Source organism: Pseudanabaena sp. PCC 9330, from assembly GCF_055795045.1.
The window spans coordinates 230216-249713 of sequence record NZ_JAYFES010000116.1 but is presented as its reverse complement, the minus strand read 5'-3'; the positions used below and the strand labels follow the sequence as shown (position 1 = coordinate 249713).

18 protein-coding genes are annotated in these 19498 nt (G+C 58.1%); 8 read left to right on the top strand and 10 right to left on the bottom strand.

Features of this window, described 5'->3' with window-relative positions:
- Positions 1 to 325 precede the first annotated feature (325 nt).
- A complete protein-coding gene (locus AC0QKW_RS21930; RefSeq protein ID WP_473153230.1) occupies positions 326 to 781 on the bottom strand; it encodes a hypothetical protein in 456 nt (151 codons plus the stop codon).
- Positions 782 to 1013: 232 nt separating this feature from the next.
- Here AC0QKW_RS21930 and cobS point away from each other — a divergent pair, with 232 nt between their 5' ends.
- Positions 1014 to 1808, top strand: a complete 795-nt coding sequence (gene cobS, locus AC0QKW_RS21925) for an adenosylcobinamide-GDP ribazoletransferase (RefSeq protein WP_473153229.1) — start codon at positions 1014 to 1016, stop codon at positions 1806 to 1808.
- A gap of 130 nt (positions 1809 to 1938) precedes the next feature.
- Here cobS and AC0QKW_RS21920 read toward each other — a convergent pair whose 3' ends face one another.
- The 4 genes from AC0QKW_RS21920 to AC0QKW_RS21905 all read right to left on the bottom strand — a co-directional run bounded on the left by AC0QKW_RS21920 (position 1939) and on the right by AC0QKW_RS21905 (position 6088).
- Positions 1939 to 2571 carry a DUF8166 family protein gene (locus tag AC0QKW_RS21920; RefSeq protein WP_473153228.1) on the bottom strand — a complete coding sequence of 211 codons (633 nt, stop codon included), beginning with the start codon at positions 2569 to 2571 and terminating at the stop codon, positions 1939 to 1941.
- 102 nt (positions 2572 to 2673) lie between these two features.
- On the bottom strand, positions 2674 to 3366 hold the full coding sequence (locus tag AC0QKW_RS21915) for a GerMN domain-containing protein (protein WP_473153227.1): 693 nt from the start codon (positions 3364 to 3366) through the stop codon (positions 2674 to 2676).
- 49 nt (positions 3367 to 3415) lie between these two features.
- Positions 3416 to 4252, bottom strand: coding sequence for an LmeA family phospholipid-binding protein (locus tag AC0QKW_RS21910; RefSeq protein ID WP_473153226.1), 837 nt, complete (start codon positions 4250 to 4252; stop codon positions 3416 to 3418).
- A 21-nt stretch (positions 4253 to 4273) separates the two neighbouring features.
- Positions 4274 to 6088 (bottom strand): proline--tRNA ligase, encoded by a 1815-nt coding sequence (locus tag AC0QKW_RS21905; RefSeq protein ID WP_473153225.1) that lies wholly within the window; start codon positions 6086 to 6088, stop codon positions 4274 to 4276.
- Positions 6089 to 6433: 345 nt separating this feature from the next.
- On the opposite strand from AC0QKW_RS21905, the gene AC0QKW_RS21900 reads away from it, so the two are divergent.
- Complete coding sequence (locus AC0QKW_RS21900) at positions 6434 to 7759, top strand: PhoH family protein (protein WP_473153224.1); 1326 nt, start codon at positions 6434 to 6436, stop codon at positions 7757 to 7759.
- Positions 7760 to 7905: 146 nt separating this feature from the next.
- Here the strand turns inward: AC0QKW_RS21900 and rplI are convergent, their stop codons facing one another.
- Positions 7906 to 8364: a 50S ribosomal protein L9 gene (gene rplI, locus AC0QKW_RS21895; protein ID WP_473153223.1), complete on the bottom strand. Its 459-nt coding sequence runs from the start codon at positions 8362 to 8364 to the stop codon at positions 7906 to 7908.
- A gap of 108 nt (positions 8365 to 8472) precedes the next feature.
- On the opposite strand from rplI, the gene AC0QKW_RS21890 reads away from it, so the two are divergent.
- The gene (locus AC0QKW_RS21890) at positions 8473 to 8703 is read left to right on the top strand and encodes a lipopolysaccharide assembly protein LapA domain-containing protein (protein WP_473153222.1); all 231 of its coding nucleotides are present in this window, start codon (positions 8473 to 8475) and stop codon (positions 8701 to 8703) included.
- Between the two features lie 128 nt (positions 8704 to 8831).
- Here the strand turns inward: AC0QKW_RS21890 and ctpC are convergent, their stop codons facing one another.
- The 3 genes from ctpC to AC0QKW_RS21875 form a co-directional block, all read right to left on the bottom strand.
- Positions 8832 to 10130: a carboxyl-terminal processing protease CtpC gene (gene ctpC / locus AC0QKW_RS21885; protein WP_473153221.1), complete on the bottom strand. Its 1299-nt coding sequence runs from the start codon at positions 10128 to 10130 to the stop codon at positions 8832 to 8834.
- A 145-nt stretch (positions 10131 to 10275) separates the two neighbouring features.
- Positions 10276 to 10968 (bottom strand): hypothetical protein, encoded by a 693-nt coding sequence (locus tag AC0QKW_RS21880; protein ID WP_473153220.1) that lies wholly within the window; start codon positions 10966 to 10968, stop codon positions 10276 to 10278.
- 116 nt (positions 10969 to 11084) lie between these two features.
- Positions 11085 to 11702 (bottom strand): class I SAM-dependent methyltransferase, encoded by a 618-nt coding sequence (locus AC0QKW_RS21875; protein ID WP_473153219.1) that lies wholly within the window; start codon positions 11700 to 11702, stop codon positions 11085 to 11087.
- Positions 11703 to 11775: 73 nt separating this feature from the next.
- Between AC0QKW_RS21875 and AC0QKW_RS21870 the strand changes: the two genes are divergently transcribed.
- Positions 11776 to 13329, top strand: a complete 1554-nt coding sequence (locus AC0QKW_RS21870; RefSeq protein WP_473153218.1) for a metallophosphoesterase family protein — start codon at positions 11776 to 11778, stop codon at positions 13327 to 13329.
- Positions 13330 to 13401: 72 nt separating this feature from the next.
- Here AC0QKW_RS21870 and cobU read toward each other — a convergent pair whose 3' ends face one another.
- Complete coding sequence (gene cobU / locus AC0QKW_RS21865; protein WP_473153217.1) at positions 13402 to 13956, bottom strand: bifunctional adenosylcobinamide kinase/adenosylcobinamide-phosphate guanylyltransferase; 555 nt, start codon at positions 13954 to 13956, stop codon at positions 13402 to 13404.
- A 281-nt stretch (positions 13957 to 14237) separates the two neighbouring features.
- On the opposite strand from cobU, the gene mgtE reads away from it, so the two are divergent.
- From mgtE to ftsY, 4 genes are all read left to right on the top strand, one after another.
- The gene (gene mgtE, locus AC0QKW_RS21860; RefSeq protein ID WP_473153216.1) at positions 14238 to 15635 is read left to right on the top strand and encodes a magnesium transporter; all 1398 of its coding nucleotides are present in this window, start codon (positions 14238 to 14240) and stop codon (positions 15633 to 15635) included.
- 380 nt (positions 15636 to 16015) lie between these two features.
- Positions 16016 to 16798 carry a DUF502 domain-containing protein gene (locus AC0QKW_RS21855; protein WP_473153289.1) on the top strand — a complete coding sequence of 261 codons (783 nt, stop codon included), beginning with the start codon at positions 16016 to 16018 and terminating at the stop codon, positions 16796 to 16798.
- Between the two features lie 94 nt (positions 16799 to 16892).
- The gene (gene nusB, locus AC0QKW_RS21850) at positions 16893 to 17570 is read left to right on the top strand and encodes a transcription antitermination factor NusB (RefSeq protein WP_473153215.1); all 678 of its coding nucleotides are present in this window, start codon (positions 16893 to 16895) and stop codon (positions 17568 to 17570) included.
- A 136-nt stretch (positions 17571 to 17706) separates the two neighbouring features.
- On the top strand, positions 17707 to 19398 hold the full coding sequence (gene ftsY, locus AC0QKW_RS21845; protein WP_473153214.1) for a signal recognition particle-docking protein FtsY: 1692 nt from the start codon (positions 17707 to 17709) through the stop codon (positions 19396 to 19398).
- Positions 19399 to 19498 lie beyond the last annotated feature (100 nt).

Below are 19498 nucleotides of genomic sequence, written 5' to 3'. Positions count from 1 at the left end.
CCAGATGAAGTGTCCTCAGATAGGATAAACAACTTTGCCAACCGCCGCATGGGATTTGCCACAAGTTAAGCACCGCAGAGTCGAGCACCGCAGTGGCCTATCGCCCGCTGTCACTCTCCCTCAAGCCCCGCCTAGGCGAAGACCTACGTCTCAGTCAACACCGTCTTAAAATTCGTCTTAAAATTCGGAGTCAGCTTCGCACAGTCTATCCACCCAGTGACGAAGATTGACGCCAAGATCTACAAAATCTCTGCTGTGTTGCGACCTTGGGCCTACCCCCGCCAGATAGTTGCCCGGCCTCATCACCAGGCAAGCTCAGCCTGCACTAGTCAAGAAAGTTGCGATCGTCATCGAGACAGGCGTCCCAGCTGGCAGAGAGGGCATCAGCAACCATGGCTTCTAGGGTAGCGGTGTTGACTGACCGGGTAATTTGCTCATGCATGGGGTCAGAGAGCGGAACTAAGCGCAGCCTGCGACCGTCTTGCACCAGATCAAAGTGACTGCCGTCTGTATCAGTTTTACCTATTTCTAGGAAATCAAAGCTGTAAACGTTGATATATAGGGTATGATTAGCCACCAACGTAGCCTGTTGGCTATCGGCAAACACTTCCATTACCAAGCCTTGGCCTTCGGAAATGGGAACGCTGTCTTGAAAATGACGGTACCGGACTTGACCGAGGTCTTGCAATAGCCTGAGCATGTCGGTTTTGTTGACAACTACCCCGTTATCGATTAAACAAGGAGCGGGGAGGCTCAAGTTAGTAGCACGTTCGTGATTCATGAATTTTTAACCACGCTACGTTGGCTTTGGAGCAAGGCCTGTGGCGATCGCTCCTGTCAATCTATATCCAAGATACTCGATATTGCTGGGAATGATCTGCTCTGCAATGTCTTGGTTCCATGGAAATTTTTGGCTGAAGCCCGTCAAAAGCCCAGCCTTTGAGCCTTTTACCGAAATGCTACAGTTTCCGCAATCCGGCGGAATGTTTTTTAGCCTCCCTGAAGGTGGATCCGTGACACCGTTGCTTCCAGTGCAGCCTGACCACCCTACTCCTCGTCCTGGTTGGTTTGCTCGTCTGGGCGGGTCTATTTTGTTTTACACCAAGCTGCCGCTCCCCCCCGGTTGGCAGCCACGTTTTGAGGGCATTGCCCCCCTCGCTCCAGTGGTGGGCCTGGGGCTAGGCCTAGGATTGGTGGCGGTAGATTGGGCCTTAGGGCACATGGGCATGCCGCCCCTAACCCGCAGTGCCCTAATAGTTGGCCTAGCGGTGTGGCTGACCGGCGGGTTACACCTAGATGGTGCCATGGACACCGCAGATGGTCTGGCCGTAATGCAACCGGAGCGGCGGCTGGCAGTAATGGCCGATAGCCATAGCGGGGCCTTTGGGGTGATGGCAGCGATCGCCATTCTCGGCCTTAAAACCTTGGCTCTGGCAGACCTGGTCAGCGGGCGAGGCTGGGTGCTGATTGCGGCCATGATCTGGAGTCGCTGGGGCCAGGTGGTGGCGATCGCCCGCTACCCCTACCTGCGGGCCGAGGGCAAAGGAGCCTTGCATCGGGAGCATCGGCGATCGCCCCAAGATTGGCTGCTGGGTCTGGGGTTGGCGCTGGCGCTCCACAGCCTCTGGGCCTGGGCCAGCCCCGCTCAAATGGTGCTCAATGGCCTGACCCTACTCGGTGGCTTAGGCGGCTCTCTAGCTATAGGAGCCTACCTGAACCACCGTCTCAGGGGCACCACGGGCGACACCTACGGAGCCATCGTGGAGTGGACTGAGGCAATACTACTCTGCCTGTCTACCCTAGGGTAGGTCGAATCTGATGGTGCTATTGCCCTGGCGGCGGGGTACTAGACTGCGATCGGGGACTTTTTGGGCACGCCTGCTGTGTAGGGGTTCTAGTTAATAAGAAATCAAAGACTACACTTTTGGTGTCCTGGGTTTATCGAATGGCCCCCAGGGTGTTCTTCCAGCTCAGCTCCTTACCGAGTACCATCAGCGCTCGCTGATCAGCTCCGGTAAACAACTCGCTCTCCACCAGTTCAGCCAGCACCTGCTGGGCGAGCTGGGCGGCAAACATGCCCCCCGACCTGAGCAAGTGACTGTAGTAGCTAAACTGGGTTTGCCCATCAACATTGCAGTGAAAGCGGTGTACCGATGCCGGGGTCATGCCATAGACCGGAGTATTAGCGGGCACCACCACCCGAGGAATGCCGTGTTGGCCATAGGTCTGACCATTCTCACTGACCAGGGTGCCGACCAGCACCACCCCCAAAAGGGTGCGCGTCTCTTGCACCAAGTCGGGGGTAAACAGGGGGTCGGGCTCACTCGACAGGCGCGGCCCGGTATTGAGAAACAGCGGATTAAATAGCTGAGAGTTGTACACCAGCCCCACCGCCCAGTGACGGCTATCGTTGTCAAAGCTGACAAACTGACCAAAGCCACAGGCTTCTGGCGAGGGCGGCGAACAGACATCCTGGGCGTCGTCAACCTGCACCACATAGTCGCAGTGGGAGTTAGATTTAACCACTTTGCCCAGGCGGCAACGGGCAGGGGCCGTAGTAAACAAATCCATAGAATGCTCTAGTGGAACATGGGTACTTATTGTAAGGGGTTTTAGCCCAGGGCTCAATGCATTGAGCCCTGGGCTAAGATCTCTGAAAATACGTCAGGGGTGCTAAAGCTCAAAGCCAGCGTCAAAGTCGCTGCGGGTCATGGGCTGGCTGACCTCTAGCCCTTCGCCACCGAGCAGGGTGAGCGGTTTGCCCTCCACCAAGATCCACACTGGGGCAGTGGGGTCAAAGGCGGTGGCGGTGTAGATTACCTGGCCCAGGCGACCCATCATAGACGCACTGCCGCCGCCAGCCTCAAACTCGCCGGATAGATCGATATGAATGCCGTCGGCTTCGACCGAAGCGTTGAGTAGCCGAGTCTGCTCTGGAATAGTAGTAAATGCCCCCTGACTAGGGTCACCAGCCTTAGACAGTAGGCTAGAAAAAACGGCAGTGACGCGATCAGAGGGGGCGGCATCAGCCGCCACCGAAATCGGCTGGGCCACCAGCTTAAAGCCGGTACCTTCGTCCTTGAGCCAAAAAATTTGTCCTGCGGCCTCGGCTGGGGCAGTCTGGGCAATGGGTTCTTTGGCGGGAGAGGTCTCTGCCTGGAGGGGGTCGGCAGGGGGAGCCACTTCGGGCTGCGCCAGCATGGGCTCGGTCTCGATTTCTAAATTGGGAAACTCAGCCACCGGCGGCCTTGGGTTGAGCGCACGCCAGGTAAACCAGGCCACAGAGCCACCCGAGGCTAGCACCAGGGTGGCCAATCCGGCCAAAATACCGAGGGGAACTTGCCGCAGCTTATTTCTGTAGTCCATGGTGGTTACCGAAGGAGTTTAATTTTAGCCTAGGTCACCCCGGGCCACCCTAGGGCCCGGAGGGGACAGCTTCTACAGCTGGCTGCCGGGTTAAAAGGGAAGAGGTCGGCTCTATTTTGGCAAAGATCGCCATATCTAGCTCATTGTCACGCACTTTAAAGTTGAGAATGCGGGCGATCAAGCCCAGACTTTCTAAACGCCGCAGGGTGAGCTGATCTTGAGCCCCCTCGACAAATGACTCCAACAGCTGGGGTGGAGCTTCTTCGCCATCGACGGTAATGGTAGGGTCGATCAGCGCAAAGCGATGGCCGTTGACGGTGGCTAAGCCCAGGTCGATGACGATCGCAATATCCTCCTGGTCAATGCGATCTTCAAGATCGACCACAATACGAAAGCGATCGCCCTCTAAAAACGTCAGCGATGGATTGGCCAGGCCGTAGCGGTTTTGCTCACGCTCACCCACTGCCCCTGGCAGGCTAAATTGCAGGGTGTCGAGCCAGCTTTGCACCAGAGGCGACTGCAAAAAGGCGTTGATATCGCTGTCTTTTAGGCGCAGGCGCAGGGCCGCCTGGACGGGCTGATCGAGCACCAGCTCACCCTGCTGTAGGCGGGCTATATCCACATCTACGGCATCGGTCTCTAGGTCGATAGAGTCAATGCGCAACCCTGGCAGTTGCCGAGTTTCTAGGCCACGGGCGGCAATCCGAGCGTGGTCGATACGACCGTTGATCAGCTGGTAGTTGGGCACATTGTCAATGCGCACCTGCAGCAGCTCGGCCCCAGCGATCTGGTCGCGCAGGGCGGTCGCCGCCAGCGTGTCAACCACAACGCCCCCGCTACCGGCGACGCCCATCAGCGCTGAGAGAATGATCGTGATCAGTTCCATGGTCTGTGGTCGGTGCGGGCGCTACCGGCTAGAGAGCAACTCTTCATCGATCCAACCTTTGACCACGGGCACTACCGAGGCTAGAGGCACCTCCTGCACAATGCCGGTGGCCCGCTCGACCACTTCGACCTTGCCATCTCTTAGGGCACGTCCGGTAACGATACGGTAGGGAATGCCAATTAGGTCGGCGTCTTTGAACTTGACCCCGGCCCGCTCATCGCGATCGTCGAGCAGGGCATCGACCCCCGCCGCCAGCAGCTCAGTGTAGATGGTCTTGGCAGCCTCGACCTGCAAGTCATCGCCCATGTTGGGGATGACGACAATGGCCTGGTAGGGGGCGATCGCCACCGGCCAGACAATGCCATTTTTGTCGTAAGACTGCTCTACCGCCGCCTGAGCCAGGCGCGAGACACCCACGCCGTAGCAGCCCATCACCAGCGGCAGCTCGGCCCCGGTTTCATCGGTGAAGGTGGCCCCGAGAGCCTGGGAGTACTTAGTCCCCAGCTGGAAGATGTGGCCGATCTCGATGCCTCGGGCCGTTTGTAGGGTTTGGCTGGGGTCGTGGAGGGCGCGATCGCCCGTCGCCGCCTTCCGCACATTCACCACTGTTTTGGGCAGAGTGAATTCTTTCCCCCAGTTGGCCCCCACCACGTGATAGCCAGCCTCGTTTGAGCCGGTGACAAAGTTTTTTAGACCGACAGCAGTCTCATCCACCAGGCGCAGAAATTTTGGCTCGATGTCTTTGCCGCCTTGAATATAGTCGTCACTCAGATCGGGAGCCATGTAGCCCAGGGGTAAGGGTTTAGCCGCCCACTGGCGCTGGGCATCGGCGTCAGGCACCCCCAGCGCCAGTACCGTAGTGCCGCCGTAGTCTGGCGCCAACTTAGTCAACTCGTTGGTGAGCTTCACCTCATTCACATCCTGATCGCCCCGCAGGCTGACGATGGCCAAAACCACCCGGCCATTGTCAAACACCGCTTGATACAGCACATTCTTGACAATCTGGGTGGCAGAACACTTCAAAAAGGTGGCCAGGGAGTCGATAGTGGGGGTGTTGGGCGTATCTAGCTTTTCAAATTTGCTAAAGGCCGAAGGCACCGCGTCCGGCGGCACAGAGACCGCTTTTTCAACGTTGGCAGCGTACTGGCCATCCTCGGTGTAGAGCACCTCATCTTCACCCGCGTCGGCCAGCACCATAAACTCGGTAGAGCCCGACCCGCCGATCGCCCCCGAATCTGCATCCACCGCCCGAAACTCCAGCCCGCAGCGGCGCAGCATATTGCTGTAGGCGGTGTACATTTCCTGGTAGGTTTCTTTCAGACTGCTCTCGTTGGCGTGGAACGAATAGCCGTCTTTCATAATGAATTCGCGCCCGCGCATCAGGCCAAACCGAGGGCGAATTTCATCGCGAAACTTAGTCTGGATCTGGTACAGATGCAGCGGCAGCTGACGGTAGGATCGGATCATATCCCGCGCCACGGCGGTGATTACCTCCTCGTGGGTGGGGCCAAGGCTGACCTCCTGCTGGCGGCGATCGGTCAACGAGAACATAATGCCCTCGGCCTTAGTGTAGGTGTCCCACCGGCCCGACTCGCGCCAGAGATCGGCGGGCTGGAGCTGAGGCAGCAGACATTCTTGAGCACCCGTGGCGTTCATTTCATCGCGCACGATGTCAGAGATTTTGTTGAGCACCCGCAGCAGCAGGGGTAGGTAGGCATAGACACCACTGGCAATGCGTCGCATGTAACCCGCCCGCAGCAGCAGCTTGTGGCTGGGGATTTCGGCCTCTGCCGGATCTTCCCGCAGGGTGACAAACAGCATTTGGGAAAGACGCATGGAGGGCTCCAGAAGTGACAGTAAATGCTTGGGAGAAACAACCCATAGGCCATAGTAAACGAGGAAGGGCAGCCCTGACCGCAGCCCAGGGGCTGAACTCACTACAGAATCCGCTACAGTGTCTAAACAGCCATTCTAGAACTGGGGTCGAGGCCTCGCCTCTGGGCCATACAGAATTGTTGTACTCCAGTCGCACTCCACGGAAATGGCACCTAACCCCCATTTCTAAAAATAGCCCCCGGTAAAGGACAGTCGCTGCCTCGACAAACCGATGTAGCACCCTCTGGTCAGCCTCTCTGGTCAACCGTCCTTGGGGCTGGTTCACTGTCCTACTCATACTGATTCATGAAAAAAGTCTTCGTCCTCGACACCAACGTATTGCTGCACGACCCCCTGGCAATGTTTAGGTTTGAGGACAATGACGTGGTGTTGCCCATCACCATCATCGAAGAACTCGATCGCTTCAAAAAAGGCACCGCCGACACCGGCCGCAACGCCCGCTACGTCTCCCGCACCCTAGATGAGCTGCGCCAGCAGGGGTCGCTGGTGCAGGGCATTCCGTTGCAGAAGGGGGGCACCCTCAAGGTGGCCCTGTGCCACCGCGACACCCTGCGCCAGCTGCCCCCCGAGCTAGAGGGCGACCTGGGCGACAACGCCATTCTCGCGGTGGCTATGGAGTACCAGCGGCACCACGACATGCCGGTGGTGCTGGTGAGCAAAGACACCAATCTGCGCATCAAAGCCGACGCCGTGGGGCTAGTGGCCGAAGACTATGAAACCGACAAGGTCGACTACGACGACCTCTACACCGGCACCCTGGAGGTGCTAACCAGCGCCGAGGCGATCAGCCAGCTGTTTGGCGACGGCCACCTCAAGCTCGAGATTTCCCTCTACCCCAACCAGCTGGTGACCCTAGTCGATGAGACCAATCCCAACCACACCGCCCTTGCTCTAGCACAGGGCACCAGCAGCAAACTGGTGCCTCTGAGCAAGCTGCCCCATGCCGGCATATCGCGGGTACAGCCCCGCAACCGCGAGCAGCGTTTTGCCTTTGAGCTGCTGCTGCAAGACTCGATCTCGATGGTGACCCTGGTGGGCAAGGCGGGTACCGGCAAAACTCTGCTGGCGATCGCCGCTGGGGTGCAAAAAGTGGCCGACGAACGCCTCTACTCGCGACTGCTGATTGCTCGCCCGATCGTGCCCCTGGGCCGAGACATTGGCTACCTGCCCGGCGACATGCGCGAAAAACTCAACCCCTGGATGCAGCCCCTTTACGACAACTTTGATTTGATCTTTGGCACCCAGGATATGCGCGGCAAGCCCGAGCACTGGCGGCGCGGCCACGATGAAATGATTGACCAAGGGCTGTTGCAGATTGAGCCGCTGACCTACATTCGCGGGCGATCGATTCCCAAGCAGTTTCTCATCGTTGACGAGGCGCAAAATCTCACCCCTCACGAGGTCAAGACCATTCTCACCCGGGCTGGCGAGGGCACCAAAATCATTCTCACTGGCGACCCCGAGCAGATCGACAACCCCTACGTCGATGCCTCAAGCAACGGCCTCACCTACGTGGTTGAGCGATTTCGGGGCGAGGCCCTGGCTGGTCACATTACCCTCACCAAGGGTGAGCGATCGAGCCTGGCGGAGCGGGCGGCCCTGCTGCTGTAGTCACTCCCCGACCCAAGTCCTTTAAACTGCCCGTTGACCTATGGCGCATTTCAGAGAAAAGGGCTTGCCTTCAAACGTCAGCGCCCTAACTGGCTGACCGAAGACAAACCCTTTTCAACATCAAGGCTACACAGGCCCAGCGATAACTACTCGGCAGTCACGCGCAGATTGACGGTGGCAGTCACCTCGGGGTGCAGTTTGACCTCAGCCTGGTACTCACCCAGCTTGTTGATGTCGGGCACCGAGATATCGCGGCGGTCAACCTCTTTACCAGAGAGTGACTTGATCACCTCAGCCACATCGGCTGCGGTTACAGTGCCAAAGATCGCATCATTTTCACCCACCGGTTTTTGAATGGTGAACATGCCAATGGTAGTCAGAGCTGTTTTAGTAGCCTCAGCCTCTTGCTTGATTTCGAGCAGGCGTTGTTTTTGGGCCTCACGTCGCCGCTCAACCTGCTTCAGTACGCCAGGGGTAGTGCGCACTGCCTTCCCGTTGGGGATAAGATAATTACGTGCATAGCCGGGGGCAACCTCAACCAGATCGCCGTTATAGCCCAGCTTGCGAATGTCTTCTGTGAGAACTACCTGTACCCGTTTTGCCATGATTTCTCTCATATAGCCCAGTTGACTATACTACCTAAAGCGATCAACTCTTGGCAACTCTTTTTTGGGCACCCCCCCTTATGCACACTTTTCTACAGCGCTGTACCCATGGTTAGACTTGCTTTTGCCCTCGTGCCAGCGGTGTGGGTAGTGGCGATCGCCATTATTGCCGTACAAAACGCCACTCCCGTTTCAGTGCGTTTGCTCAATCTACAGTCGGTCGAGATACCCTTTGGGGTGCTGCTCGCTTTCTGCACCGCCGCTGGCATGCTCGCCGCCGCCTTGGTTTTACTAGTGTTTGGGGGCAATCCTCTGCGGGCGTCTCGACGCCAGCGGTAGAAGGCAGACAGGAACCGACATCGTCCTAATCCCGATGGGATTCTCTTGCATAGGGGTAACTACAAAAACCATCAAGGGGAGCGTTTTGTCTGTGGCAAAACGCTCCCCTTGATGACTTAGATTCAACCTTAGTTGGCCGGGGCTGAGGTCACGTTGTTGCTGCCCCGCGCCTCCTGGATTTCTGAACCCAGCACCCGCAATGCTTCGGCATACTGAGGATCGGCGGCGGTGCCAATGGCCTCGCGATCGGTCGCTAGCTGCTCCCGCTGCTCCTCAGTCAGCTCGACCGCAATGTCTGGGTCAATACCATGTTTATTGATATCTGTGCCGTTGGGGGTGAGATATTTGGCCACGGTAATGGCCAGACCTGACCCATCGCCGAGGCTGCGCACTGACTGCACTAGACCTTTGCCAAAGGTGCGAGTGCCGACCAAAACTGCCCGGTCGTTATCTTTTAGGGCACCCGACAAAATTTCGCTGGCGCTGGCAGAGCCGCCGTCCACCAAAACGACCAGCGGTTTGGTGGTCAACGCCCGATTGTTGGCGGTCTCTTCATCGACGACGCCCTGACGATTTACCGTCGACACGATGGTGCCATCGTTGAGCCACATGCGGGCAATATCGATGCTGGAGTAAAGCAAACCACCGGGGTTAGACCGTAGGTCAAGAATGTAGCCCGTCACCTCCTGGGTTTCTAGGTCTTTAATCGCATTGCTCATCTCAGTAGCCGCATTGGCGCTGAACTGATTGAGGCGAATGTAGCCCACTTGACCCTCTGGGCCAGTCTGAGTGGTGTAGCGCACCGGATGAATCTCGATCCGAGCCCGCACAATGGGTACCTCCAGGTCTTGCCCGTCGCGACGAATGGTCAAGGTCACCGATGAGCCCACCTGGCCGCGAATTCTGCTGACCGCATCGTTGAGTTCCATGCCCTCGGTGGGTTCGCCATCGATGGCCAAGATGACATCTTTGGGGCGAATACCGGCATCAAAGGCGGGAGTGTCTTCGATGGGAGCGACGACCACAATCTCTTTGGTCTCTTCGTCCTGGGAGATCTGAATGCCCACCCCGGTGAGTTCGCCAGAGGTGTCAATCTGCATATTGCTAAACTCTTCTGGATCCATGAAGCGAGTATAGGGATCCTCCAGCTTCTCCAGCATTTCGCGGACGGCGACGTAGGCTTCTTCCTGGTTGGTATAGTTTCGTTCTAGGTACTCGGTACGAACCGCTTCCCAGTCGACCTGGTTAAAGGTGGCGTCGACAAAGTTGCGATCGATGAGCTGCCAGACCTCATCAATGAGCTCTTTGGGGCTCTCTTGGAAGAAGGCTTTGCTCTGGGATAGGTGGAGACCGGCACCGGTTACAGTTACGGTAGCCACGGCTAGGGCAGTTGCACCTAGGATCAGTCCCCGCTTTGCAAGTGTCATGTGTGTAGGTTCTAGCAGCAAATTACGCCCAATCTAACACACCCAACTGAGAACCTAGGGGAAGACTTTATGAGGGTTTTAGCTCTTGTCACTATCGGTAACAATGAGCACCCAAAGCCTCCAGCAGTGGCCTCTCACTATCTCGCTAAGAGCGATCGCAATCCAGCTGCTGCTGAATGGTCTCGTCGGCTTGGGCGATCGCATTTTGCAGATGTCGCTGGGTGTTTTTGGCCACCGACTCAACCATGCGGTGGGCAATTTCAGGGGTGGCCCCAAGCTGCTCTAGCCGAGCGTTGAGAGCCCTGTTAAACGCCTTGGCCAGGGCCGATTGGGAAAATGACAATGCCGAGAGGCGGGCCTCGTCATCGGTCAGCTCAAAGAGCCCGAGAGCCTTCATCTCCAGGGTGATGGTTTTAGCCTGGGGGGTGTTGTCTTTGGCCAGCAGCCATTGCTCTACCTTGGGGTGGCGTTTGACAAATGCTCGAAAACTCTCTAAGTAGGCGGCCTGGCTCACCAGGGCAACGGTCTGGGCTAGGGTTGGCTCTTTTTGCGTCGCCTGACGATAAAACGTCAGCAGATCATTGCCCAGAGAGGCAAACGATGGGGCCTCTCGCACTAGCTTGCCCAGGGGGGCGTTAAGGGCGTCGAGCAGTGAATCGAGCTGATCGATCAGTCCGACCAGGGTCGGGCCGTCGGGCACGGCCACCGCCAGCGCTACGGTCAGCCCCAGCACTACATCAGCGGCATCGGCGGCGCTAGGAGCGGTGCCAGGGGAGGTTTTGGTGGGCACCCGGTCTTGTAGGTCGGTGGTGAGAAAGTTCCAAAGGCGGACGGCCATGGCAGCAGGGTCTCTAGCGGGTAGGCTGTAGTGCGGTGCAGTTCACCGGGGGGTGAGCCTGGCGAAAGCTTTCTACAGCGTACCGGACGGCATCCAGGAGTGCTTCGATCAGACGTCTAGGGTTGCTTCGTTGCCGTACCGCGATAAAAATATCCGGCAAATTTTGGCACCTTCTTGGCGTAGGCAGCGTTTAGCTCCACCTGGTCAAACTGTCGTTCGATCAGCTCGCCCATGCTGCGGTTGAAGTGGCATCCCCCCGCAATGCGCTTTTGCATGGGGGTGAGGCGGTTTTGCCAGGTTTGGACGGCGGGGTCATCGCTGAGGCCATGTTCGACAAAAAAGAACTGCCCGCCTGGTTTGAGTACGCGGTAAATTTCGGCCAGGGCCTGCTCAATGTTGGGCACACTGCATAGAGTAAACGTACTCACCACGCTGTCGAAGCTTTGGTCAGGCATGGGCAGCGCCTCGCCGCTAATCATGTAATGATCTACGGTGATGGAGGAGGCCGCAATGCGCTTTTGGGCCAGACGATGCACCCCAGGGCTGGGGTCTACGGTGGTAATTTGACCAATGCTATGGGGGTAGTAGGGCAGGTTGAGTCCGGTACCAAAACCGATTTCGAGCACGGCACCGGTGACCTGAGCCAGCGTTTCACGGCGGTAGTCACCCAAGAGGCGATCGGCCATGGAAAGATCGATCAGGTAGGGCAAAATTCGCTCGTTGTAGACGCCCATGTTGGCTCAGGCTCCGCACATTCAACATGATCCATGCTAAAGGGTTATAGCAACTGCCACTCAACTGCCAGCTATGTCGTCAAAATTGGTCACCGAGCCCGCCATTGCGGTCAAGATTCGTAAGATGCAGCAGCGGGTGCGGTGGCAGCATCCGCTGGTGGTCGAAAACGGCATTGACCAAACCCGTCTGGTGATCGATGACGGTCATGGAGAGGATGAGACGTTTTCGTTTTTGGTGGTGGGCGACAGCGGCACGGGTCGGCACCGCAGCAGCAGCCCCCAGCGACAGGTAGCCGAGCAGTTGTTGCCGTACCTCGACTCGGCCCGTTTTACCCTGCACACTGGGGATGTGGTGTATCTGGTGGGCTCGCGGGAGCAGTACCCGTCAAACTTTATTAAGCCCTACCAAGAGTGGCTGGTAGGGGGCGATCGCTACCGGCACATCAAATACGATCGCATGACCCTCAAGCACCCAATTTTGCCGGTACTGGGCAACCACGACTATTACGACCTGCCCCTGGTGATTGGGTTGGCCTCGGGTATGACTGCACCGCTGCGCTACGCTCTGCGCTCCTACCTTGACCTAGATGTGAGCTGGCACGGTTCTTACCAGGGCGACGCCTTTGCCAGAGCGTTTTTAGACTACCTCTGTGGGGTGCCCGAGGCGCGGCTGCTTCAACACCTCGATGCCCACTACACCAGCGCGGTGGGCAATGCTCGCGCCCTCACCTACAAGCCAGGCGAGTTTACCCGACTGCCCAACCGTTACTATACGTTTCGCTACGGCGGCATCGACTTTTTTGCGCTTGACTCCAACACCTTTAACCAGCCCTTGCCGATGGCCCATGGCCAGGCCGGTCGCCAAGCCTTACAGCAGCAGCGCCAGCAGCTCGAAACCCAAAAAACTGACCTGCTTCGTCAGGCCAGTCTAGGAGTCTTTAGCCCCGCCGATGAAGACCAGCAGGAAGACCTCACCGAGCGCATTGAAGCCATCGACGAAGAGCTAAACGACATTGGCAAACAGCTCAACAGCTCCCGCCTGACCACGGTGGATACTGAGCAGTTGCAGTGGCTGCGCGATCGCCTGATTGCCTCCTGGCAAGACCCTACCGCGCGCGGGCGCATTCTATTTTTTCACCACCCCCCCTACGTCACCGAAGCCACCAAATGGAGCCAAGGGCAAACCCTGGCAGTGCGCCACCACCTGCGCCAGGTGCTCAACGACGTCGCCGCCGCCGTGGGAGCCGCCACCCCCGATCGCCCCCTGGTCAACCTGGTGCTCAACGGTCACGCCCACTGCCTCGACTACCTGCGTACGGGCGACACCGGCCACGGCGATGCGCACATTCCCTGGGTGATCTGTGGCGGCAGCGGCTACAGCCTGCGCCGCCAGCGCCAAGATGGCCCCGAGCTGACTGAAGGTCTTGACGGGGCTACCCACTCCGTGGCCAAGTCGCACCTATACCTGGGCCGCACCGGCGATGGCAGCGACCTCAAACGCCCCTACTCAGGCCTACGGGTCGATGTGGGGCCAGGCAACCCACCGCAGCTAACGGTGACTCCTCTGGTGGCGGAGAAGTTTGACGGCGATTGGACAGGTTATGAGATGGAGGGGTTTGAGGTGTAAGGGGAGGGAAGCTTTGAGTGCTTAGTTTTGAATTTTGAGTTGGCTGCCCGGCTTGAATTCAAGACCCAACCGTCAGCCCGCCCGATCAATGCCCTCGCCCAGCGCCTTCACATTGACTGCGTAGCCTGCCACGACCAGATACACCGCATCAGCGACGGTGCCGACCTGGCGGGTGAGGGTGCCGAGGCGATCGCGAAACAAGCGCCCCACTGGGTAGGCGGGCACCACGCCCCAGCCGGTTTCTTCGGAGACCACAATCACGGTGGCGAGGGTTTGTCGCATGCTCTCAACCAGGGCATCTACGGTGGTCTTCCAGGTGTCGTCGTCCTGGTCGAGCAGATTGGCCAGCCAGGTACCGAGGGAGTCAATTAATAGACAGTCCTCAGCGGTGGCGGAGCAGATAGTCTCGGGTAAGGCAATGGGGACTTCTTTGAGCTGCCAGTGGGAGGGGCGGCGATCGCGGTGCCGCTCTACCCGTTTTTGCCATTCGAGATCTGTGGGGTCAAGGGTAGAGGTAGCAATATAGATGACCGACTGATCAGAGGCCTCGGCCAGGGCTTCGGCCCACTCGCTTTTGCCCGATCGCGCCGGGCCAGTGACTAAACAGATACGGCGATTGACTGGCAAAGTAGACCTATGTTTTCAATCTCATTCTACTGCCGTTAGGGGTGTACGAACCCGGTACTGCCCGGCACTGCCCGATGCCTGCCAGCCGAGCGATAGTCTCGATCGGGCGGCTGTTCTGGGTGTCAGGTCGGCAGTGTTGCCTTTGACCCAAGCCAAAATGAGCCGCTTAGGACAGGGATTTGGGCTTTTGCCAAAGTTCAGGGAATAATCCCAACGTTTTGACTTCTCTGAGATGCCAAGGGCCACTAGACTAGTTGCAGTTGTATCGCCGGGGCGAACGCTTGACCGAAGCGCAGGACACACCGACTGCCCTCACGGTAGACCGTAGGGAGCTGCAAGAGCTGGTGCGATCGCAGCTTCAGGTTCTGCTTGAGCAGGGCAACTTGCCAGGGGCCAAGGCGCTGCTGGTGCCGGTGCAGCCTGCCGATATTGCCGAAGCCATTGAAGACCTACCCGAGGCCATGCAGGCGATCGCCTTTCGGCTGCTGGGCAAGGGCGAGGCGATCGAGGTCTACGAAAACCTTGACACCAGCGTGCAACAGGCGCTGATCGAAGACTTTAAGCGACAGGACGTGATCGACATTGTCGATAAAATGTCGCCCGACGATCGCGCCCGCCTGTTTGACGAACTGCCCGCCAAGTTTGTCCGCAGCCTGCTGACTCAGCTCAGCCCCCAAGAGCGCGAGGCCACCGCCCTGCTGCTGGGCTATGCCCCTGGCACTGCCGGGCGCATCATGACCCCCGAGTACGTCGCGCTCAAAGAAAACTGGACGATTTTGCGCGCCCTCGACTACATTCGCAGCCGCGCCTTTGTCAGCGAAACCATCTATTACCTGTTTGTCACCGATGCCGCCCGCCGCATGACTGGCATTATCTCCCTGCGGCACCTGGTCACCGGCCAGCCCGAGCAGACCATCGGCGATCTGATGACCCGCGAGGTAATCTCGGTGCGCACCGACACCGATCAAGAAGATGTGGCCCGCCTTGTGCAGCGCTACGACTTTTTGGCGGTACCCGTAGTCGACACCGAAGACCGTCTGGTAGGCATTATCACTGTCGATGACCTGATCGACGTGATCGAAGCTGAAACCACCGAAGACATCTACGCTCTAGGCGGTGTGCAGAGCGGCGGCGACAGCTACTTTCAGTCAAACCTGTTTGATGTGGCCCGCAAGCGGGTGGTGTGGTTGTCGATTTTGCTGATCACCAACACCGTCACTACCGCCGTTATTCGCAGCCAGGAAGATATCTTGCAGCAGGTGGTGACTCTCGCCGCTTTCATTCCGCTGCTGATTGGCAGCGGCGGCAATGTGGGGGCACAGTCGTCTACGGTGGTGATTCGCGGCCTCAATACCGAAGAGATCAGCTCGAAGCAGGCTCTGTCAGTCATTCGACGCGAGGCGATCGCCGGTACAGTGCTGGGCTTGATGCTGGGGGCTGTCGTCACGGTCTGGGCCTACCTGCTCCAGGGCAATCTGGCGGTGGCTGGCACCGTGGGCATCAGCCTGGTGGCCATTTCAATTTTGGCCTCCACCGCCGGAGGAGGGTTGCCAATTTTGTTTGACAAACTGGGCTTTGACCCAGCTTTGATGTCGGCCCCCTTCATTACCACCATTGTCGATGTGCTGGGGGTACTGCTCTACCTCAGCCTGGCCCGTTACATGCTCGGACTGACCTAGGCAAGGCGTAAGGCCTTGGGCTGCAACGGGCTATCTGTCTGGTTTTGTTAACCACGCTACCTGTTTGCCTTAGGATAGGAGGGAGAAAGCAAACATGCCACCTTTAAGCTGTACATTTTCACCGCTTCCTCATACAAATGTTTACAATAATGTCCAGACCTGTTGCTTAGGTCGTTCCACTGTTTGACGCTGGCTTCTACCGCTCAGCCTTCCACCGTCAAACCTTGCTCGATAAGACTAAATAAAAATCGAAGCGGCGATCGCTATTTGCTCTCATTGCCCTAGCTATCCCTAGCCAATACTTCGGGATTATGGACTTAAACGGTTCGCCTACCCTCAACTCCTCAACTCTGCCAGGCCCAGAGCATCCCAAGCTGCCTCTGCTGCAAAAGATCAAGCAAGACCTCAAAAATGATCTGATCGCCGGTCTTCTGGTGATTATTCCCCTAGCCACCACCATCTGGCTGACGATCACCATTTCGGCTTGGGTAGTGCGGCTGCTGACTCGGTTTCCCAAGCAGTTGACTCCCTTTGAAGGACTCAACCCGGTACTGGTCAACCTGATCAATCTGACGATTGGCCTATCGGTGCCGCTGCTGGCTATTTTGATCATTGGTCTAATGGCCCGCAACATTGCCGGGCGCTGGCTGCTGGATGTGGGCGAAAAAGTCGTGCAGTCGATTCCCCTAGCCGGGTCGGTGTACAAGACACTACAGCAGCTGCTGCAGACTGTTTTTCAAGATTCCAGTACGCGCTTTCGCAAAGTAGTGCTGGTCGAGTATCCGCGCAAGGGCACTTGGGCGATCGCCTTTGTCACCGGAGCCATGACGGCAGCGACAACGGCGACGGGCACCCCCAAAATGCTCAGCGTCTTTGTGCCCACCACTCCCAACCCCACCAGCGGCTGGTACGCGATCGTGCCTGAGACCGACGTCGTCAACCTCTCAATCTCCATTGAAGATGCCTTTAAGGTGTTGCTCTCCGGCGGCATCGTTGGCCCCAACCTGGCTTCGGCGGTGCCCTCCGATCGGGTGGTTTCCGTCGATAGCGCCCAGTCCGCCATGGCCTTAGATGCCCTCGGCCAAAACGAGCTCGAGGGTTCAAACGATATCACCGAATATCCTCAGCAACTTTCCGTCTTGCCCGTAGACGAAGATTGCTAGAATGTGAGTTCAATTTAAGGCCAGTTCGGGAATTTAGTCTGGTAGAGGTCTAGATTCCCTGTTTTTCAGTGTTCCTAGACCGGAGATATCGACTATGCAAGCTCGCCGTATGGCCCGCGAGTTGGCCCTGCTGGGCCTCAGCCAGCTTTCTGATAAGCCCGGTAGACTGGCACCCCAATCCCTGGGAACACAAGACTTTGAAAAGCTCTTGTTGGCGGCCATTCAAACGCTCACCGCCGAGGCCAAAGACGCCCTCGAAACGGCTTCCGACGAGCTCAAGCGGGGCAACCAGCACCTGGTAGACAGCGGTACTCGCGCCAGCGATGTAGAAAAGGGCCGGGCCATGGTCGAAGATGCGATCGCCCTCACCCAGACCGCCATCAATCGTCTCGCCCACGCCGTCGAGCTACCCGAGTTTATTCGCCTCAGCAATCAGTCTGAGATTGAGGCCTTTGCCCTAGAGCTGCTCAGCCACGCCGTTAAATACCAAACCCAGGTCGATGCCATTCTCGACGAAGCCATGGTCGCCTGGAACCTCAAGCGTTTGCCTCGCATCGATCGCGATATTTTGCGCCTGGCCGTAGTCGAAATGAACTACCTGGGTACCCCCGACCGAGTGGCCATCAACGAAGCGGTAGAACTGGCCAAACGCTACAGCGATGACGACGGCTTTCGGTTTATCAACGGCGTGCTGCGCCGGGTCGTCAACCGCGAGGGCGAGGGCGAATCACCCGAGGGCAGCGAGGCCGCGATCGACAGTCCTGTAGCTTGACCCTGCGCCCAATCGCTATGGGTGCCCGGAGGGAGGAGTGAGTTGCCGAGTCTAGCCCAGCTCACCCCTGCCCATCCCAGGCGGGGATAAAGCCTTACTATTAACAACAGCAAGAATGTCCGCAAGGTAGTTTGATATGGCTGGGTTTAACTGGTTTCAGCGCAGTTTCGACAAGTCTGACAGCGCCGATGCCGAAGCTAAAAAGGCTGAGGCCAAGGCCCCCGAGACGCCCCCGGCCACACCACAGCTTTCCTCAGAGGACTACCTGAAGTGGGCCAAGGCTGCCTACCAAAATATTCAGAAACAGCAGGCTGACGCTAAACCGGAGGCGATCGAAGAACCTGTCGTTGCACCCGAGTCTCCTGAGCCACAGAGCCCTGACTTAGACAGTCCTGAGGTAGCAATTGCCGAATCGGTAGAGAACGCTCTGACCGGTTTGGAAGAAGCACGGGTAGCTGAACCGGCAGAACCCTCAGTGGCCGAGGTCGAAGCGCCGACTATCGATTCAGTGACGCTGGCTGAAACCGAAGCAGAGCCCGTAGATACAGCCGAGCTAGCTGAAGCCCAAGCAACCGTAGACTCAGACACCGCACCCCAAACGGCTGAGCCAAAACTCGCTGAACTCGAACCGGTCGAGCCAGAACCCGTTGTACCCGCACCCGTTACACCCGAACCGGCTACTCCCCGCCCCTTCTGGGCTCAATCCGAAGCAGAGCGCCAGCAGCGCCTGGCCCAGCTCGAAGCTAATGCCATTGTGGAGCCAGAGCCAGAACCCCTCACCGCCGTTGCCGCTCCACCAGAACCGTTCTTACTCGACATTGACCTCGACGAGGCCTTTCTGTGGTCAGCGGAAGTGCTGGCCGCCCAGGGCCGTCGACCCGACGACATCTCTGCCGAAGAGATCACCTGGCTCAACAAGCTGCGCCAGGGGCTAAACAAAACCCGTCTCAGCCTGGTCAACCAGCTCAAGGCGATCGTTGGCCAGGGGCCACTCAACGATGACGCGGTGATGGAAATTGAGTCGCTGCTGCTCCAGGCCGACGTGGGTGTAGCCGCCACCGAAAAGGTAATTGAAGCACTGCAAGCCCGCATGCGTGAGGAAGTGCTGCCCCCCGATCAGGCGATCGCCTACCTCAAAACCATTTTGCGCGATATGCTCGATGCCCCCCTGGGCGACGCCCACAATCTCACCTTTACCCCAGAGAAGGGCGGCTTTAGCATTTGGCTAATGACCGGGGTGAATGGCGCGGGTAAGACCACCACCATCGGCAAGCTGGCCCACATCGCCAAAAAGTCGGGCTACAACACGCTGATCGCCGCCGCCGATACCTTCCGCGCCGCCGCCGTCGAGCAGGTCAAAACCTGGGGTGCCCGCAGCAATGTGGAGGTGATCGCCAACCCAGGTCAAAATACCGACCCGGCAGCGGTGGTCTATGACGCGATCGCCGCCGCCAAATCGCGCCATATCGAGCTGCTGCTCGTCGATACCGCTGGCCGCCTGCAAAACAAAAAAAACCTGATGGACGAGCTGGCCAAAATTCGCCGCATCGTCGACAAAAAAGCCCCCGACGCCCAGGTCGAAGCCCTGCTGGTGCTCGACGCCACTCTGGGTCAAAATGGCCTGCGCCAGGCTGAGGTCTTTGCCCAAGCTGCCAACCTCAGCGGCGTGGTGCTGACTAAACTCGACGGCACGGCCAAGGGTGGCGTGGCTCTGGCGGTGGTAGAGCAACTCGGCCTGCCGATTCGCTTTATCGGCGCGGGCGAGGGCATCGAAGATCTGCGCCCCTTCTCTAGCTATGAGTTTGTCGAAGCTCTGCTGAGCGGTTGATCGGTTCGACGTGTACTAGCCCCTACCCCTTGAGAAGGGGGCAGCTTTGTCTGCAACTCATCTCTGGTTTGCCAGATTGGGAGACTGGTTCATGGGCAAT

Bases quoted from the DNA above. Each gene is read 5' to 3' on its own strand.
- AC0QKW_RS21915 (WP_473153227.1), bottom strand. From the start codon at position 3,366: ATGGACTACAGAAATAAGCTGCGGCAAGTTCCCCTCGGTATTTTGGCC.
- AC0QKW_RS21920 (WP_473153228.1), bottom strand. From the start codon at position 2,571: ATGGATTTGTTTACTACGGCCCCTGCCCGTTGCCGCCTGGGCAAAGTG.
- AC0QKW_RS21880 (WP_473153220.1), bottom strand. From the start codon at position 10,968: ATGGCCGTCCGCCTTTGGAACTTTCTCACCACCGACCTACAAGACCGG.
- AC0QKW_RS21910 (WP_473153226.1), bottom strand. From the start codon at position 4,252: ATGGAACTGATCACGATCATTCTCTCAGCGCTGATGGGCGTCGCCGGT.
- AC0QKW_RS21900 (WP_473153224.1), top strand. From the start codon at position 6,434: ATGAAAAAAGTCTTCGTCCTCGACACCAACGTATTGCTGCACGACCCC.
- AC0QKW_RS21905 (WP_473153225.1), bottom strand. From the start codon at position 6,088: ATGCGTCTTTCCCAAATGCTGTTTGTCACCCTGCGGGAAGATCCGGCA.
- AC0QKW_RS21930 (WP_473153230.1), bottom strand. From the start codon at position 781: ATGAATCACGAACGTGCTACTAACTTGAGCCTCCCCGCTCCTTGTTTA.
- ftsY (WP_473153214.1), top strand. From the start codon at position 17,707: ATGGCTGGGTTTAACTGGTTTCAGCGCAGTTTCGACAAGTCTGACAGC.
- AC0QKW_RS21875 (WP_473153219.1), bottom strand. From the start codon at position 11,702: ATGGGCGTCTACAACGAGCGAATTTTGCCCTACCTGATCGATCTTTCC.
- nusB (WP_473153215.1), top strand. From the start codon at position 16,893: ATGCAAGCTCGCCGTATGGCCCGCGAGTTGGCCCTGCTGGGCCTCAGC.
- AC0QKW_RS21890 (WP_473153222.1), top strand. From the start codon at position 8,473: ATGGTTAGACTTGCTTTTGCCCTCGTGCCAGCGGTGTGGGTAGTGGCG.
- AC0QKW_RS21870 (WP_473153218.1), top strand. From the start codon at position 11,776: ATGTCGTCAAAATTGGTCACCGAGCCCGCCATTGCGGTCAAGATTCGT.
- ctpC (WP_473153221.1), bottom strand. From the start codon at position 10,130: ATGACACTTGCAAAGCGGGGACTGATCCTAGGTGCAACTGCCCTAGCC.
- rplI (WP_473153223.1), bottom strand. From the start codon at position 8,364: ATGGCAAAACGGGTACAGGTAGTTCTCACAGAAGACATTCGCAAGCTG.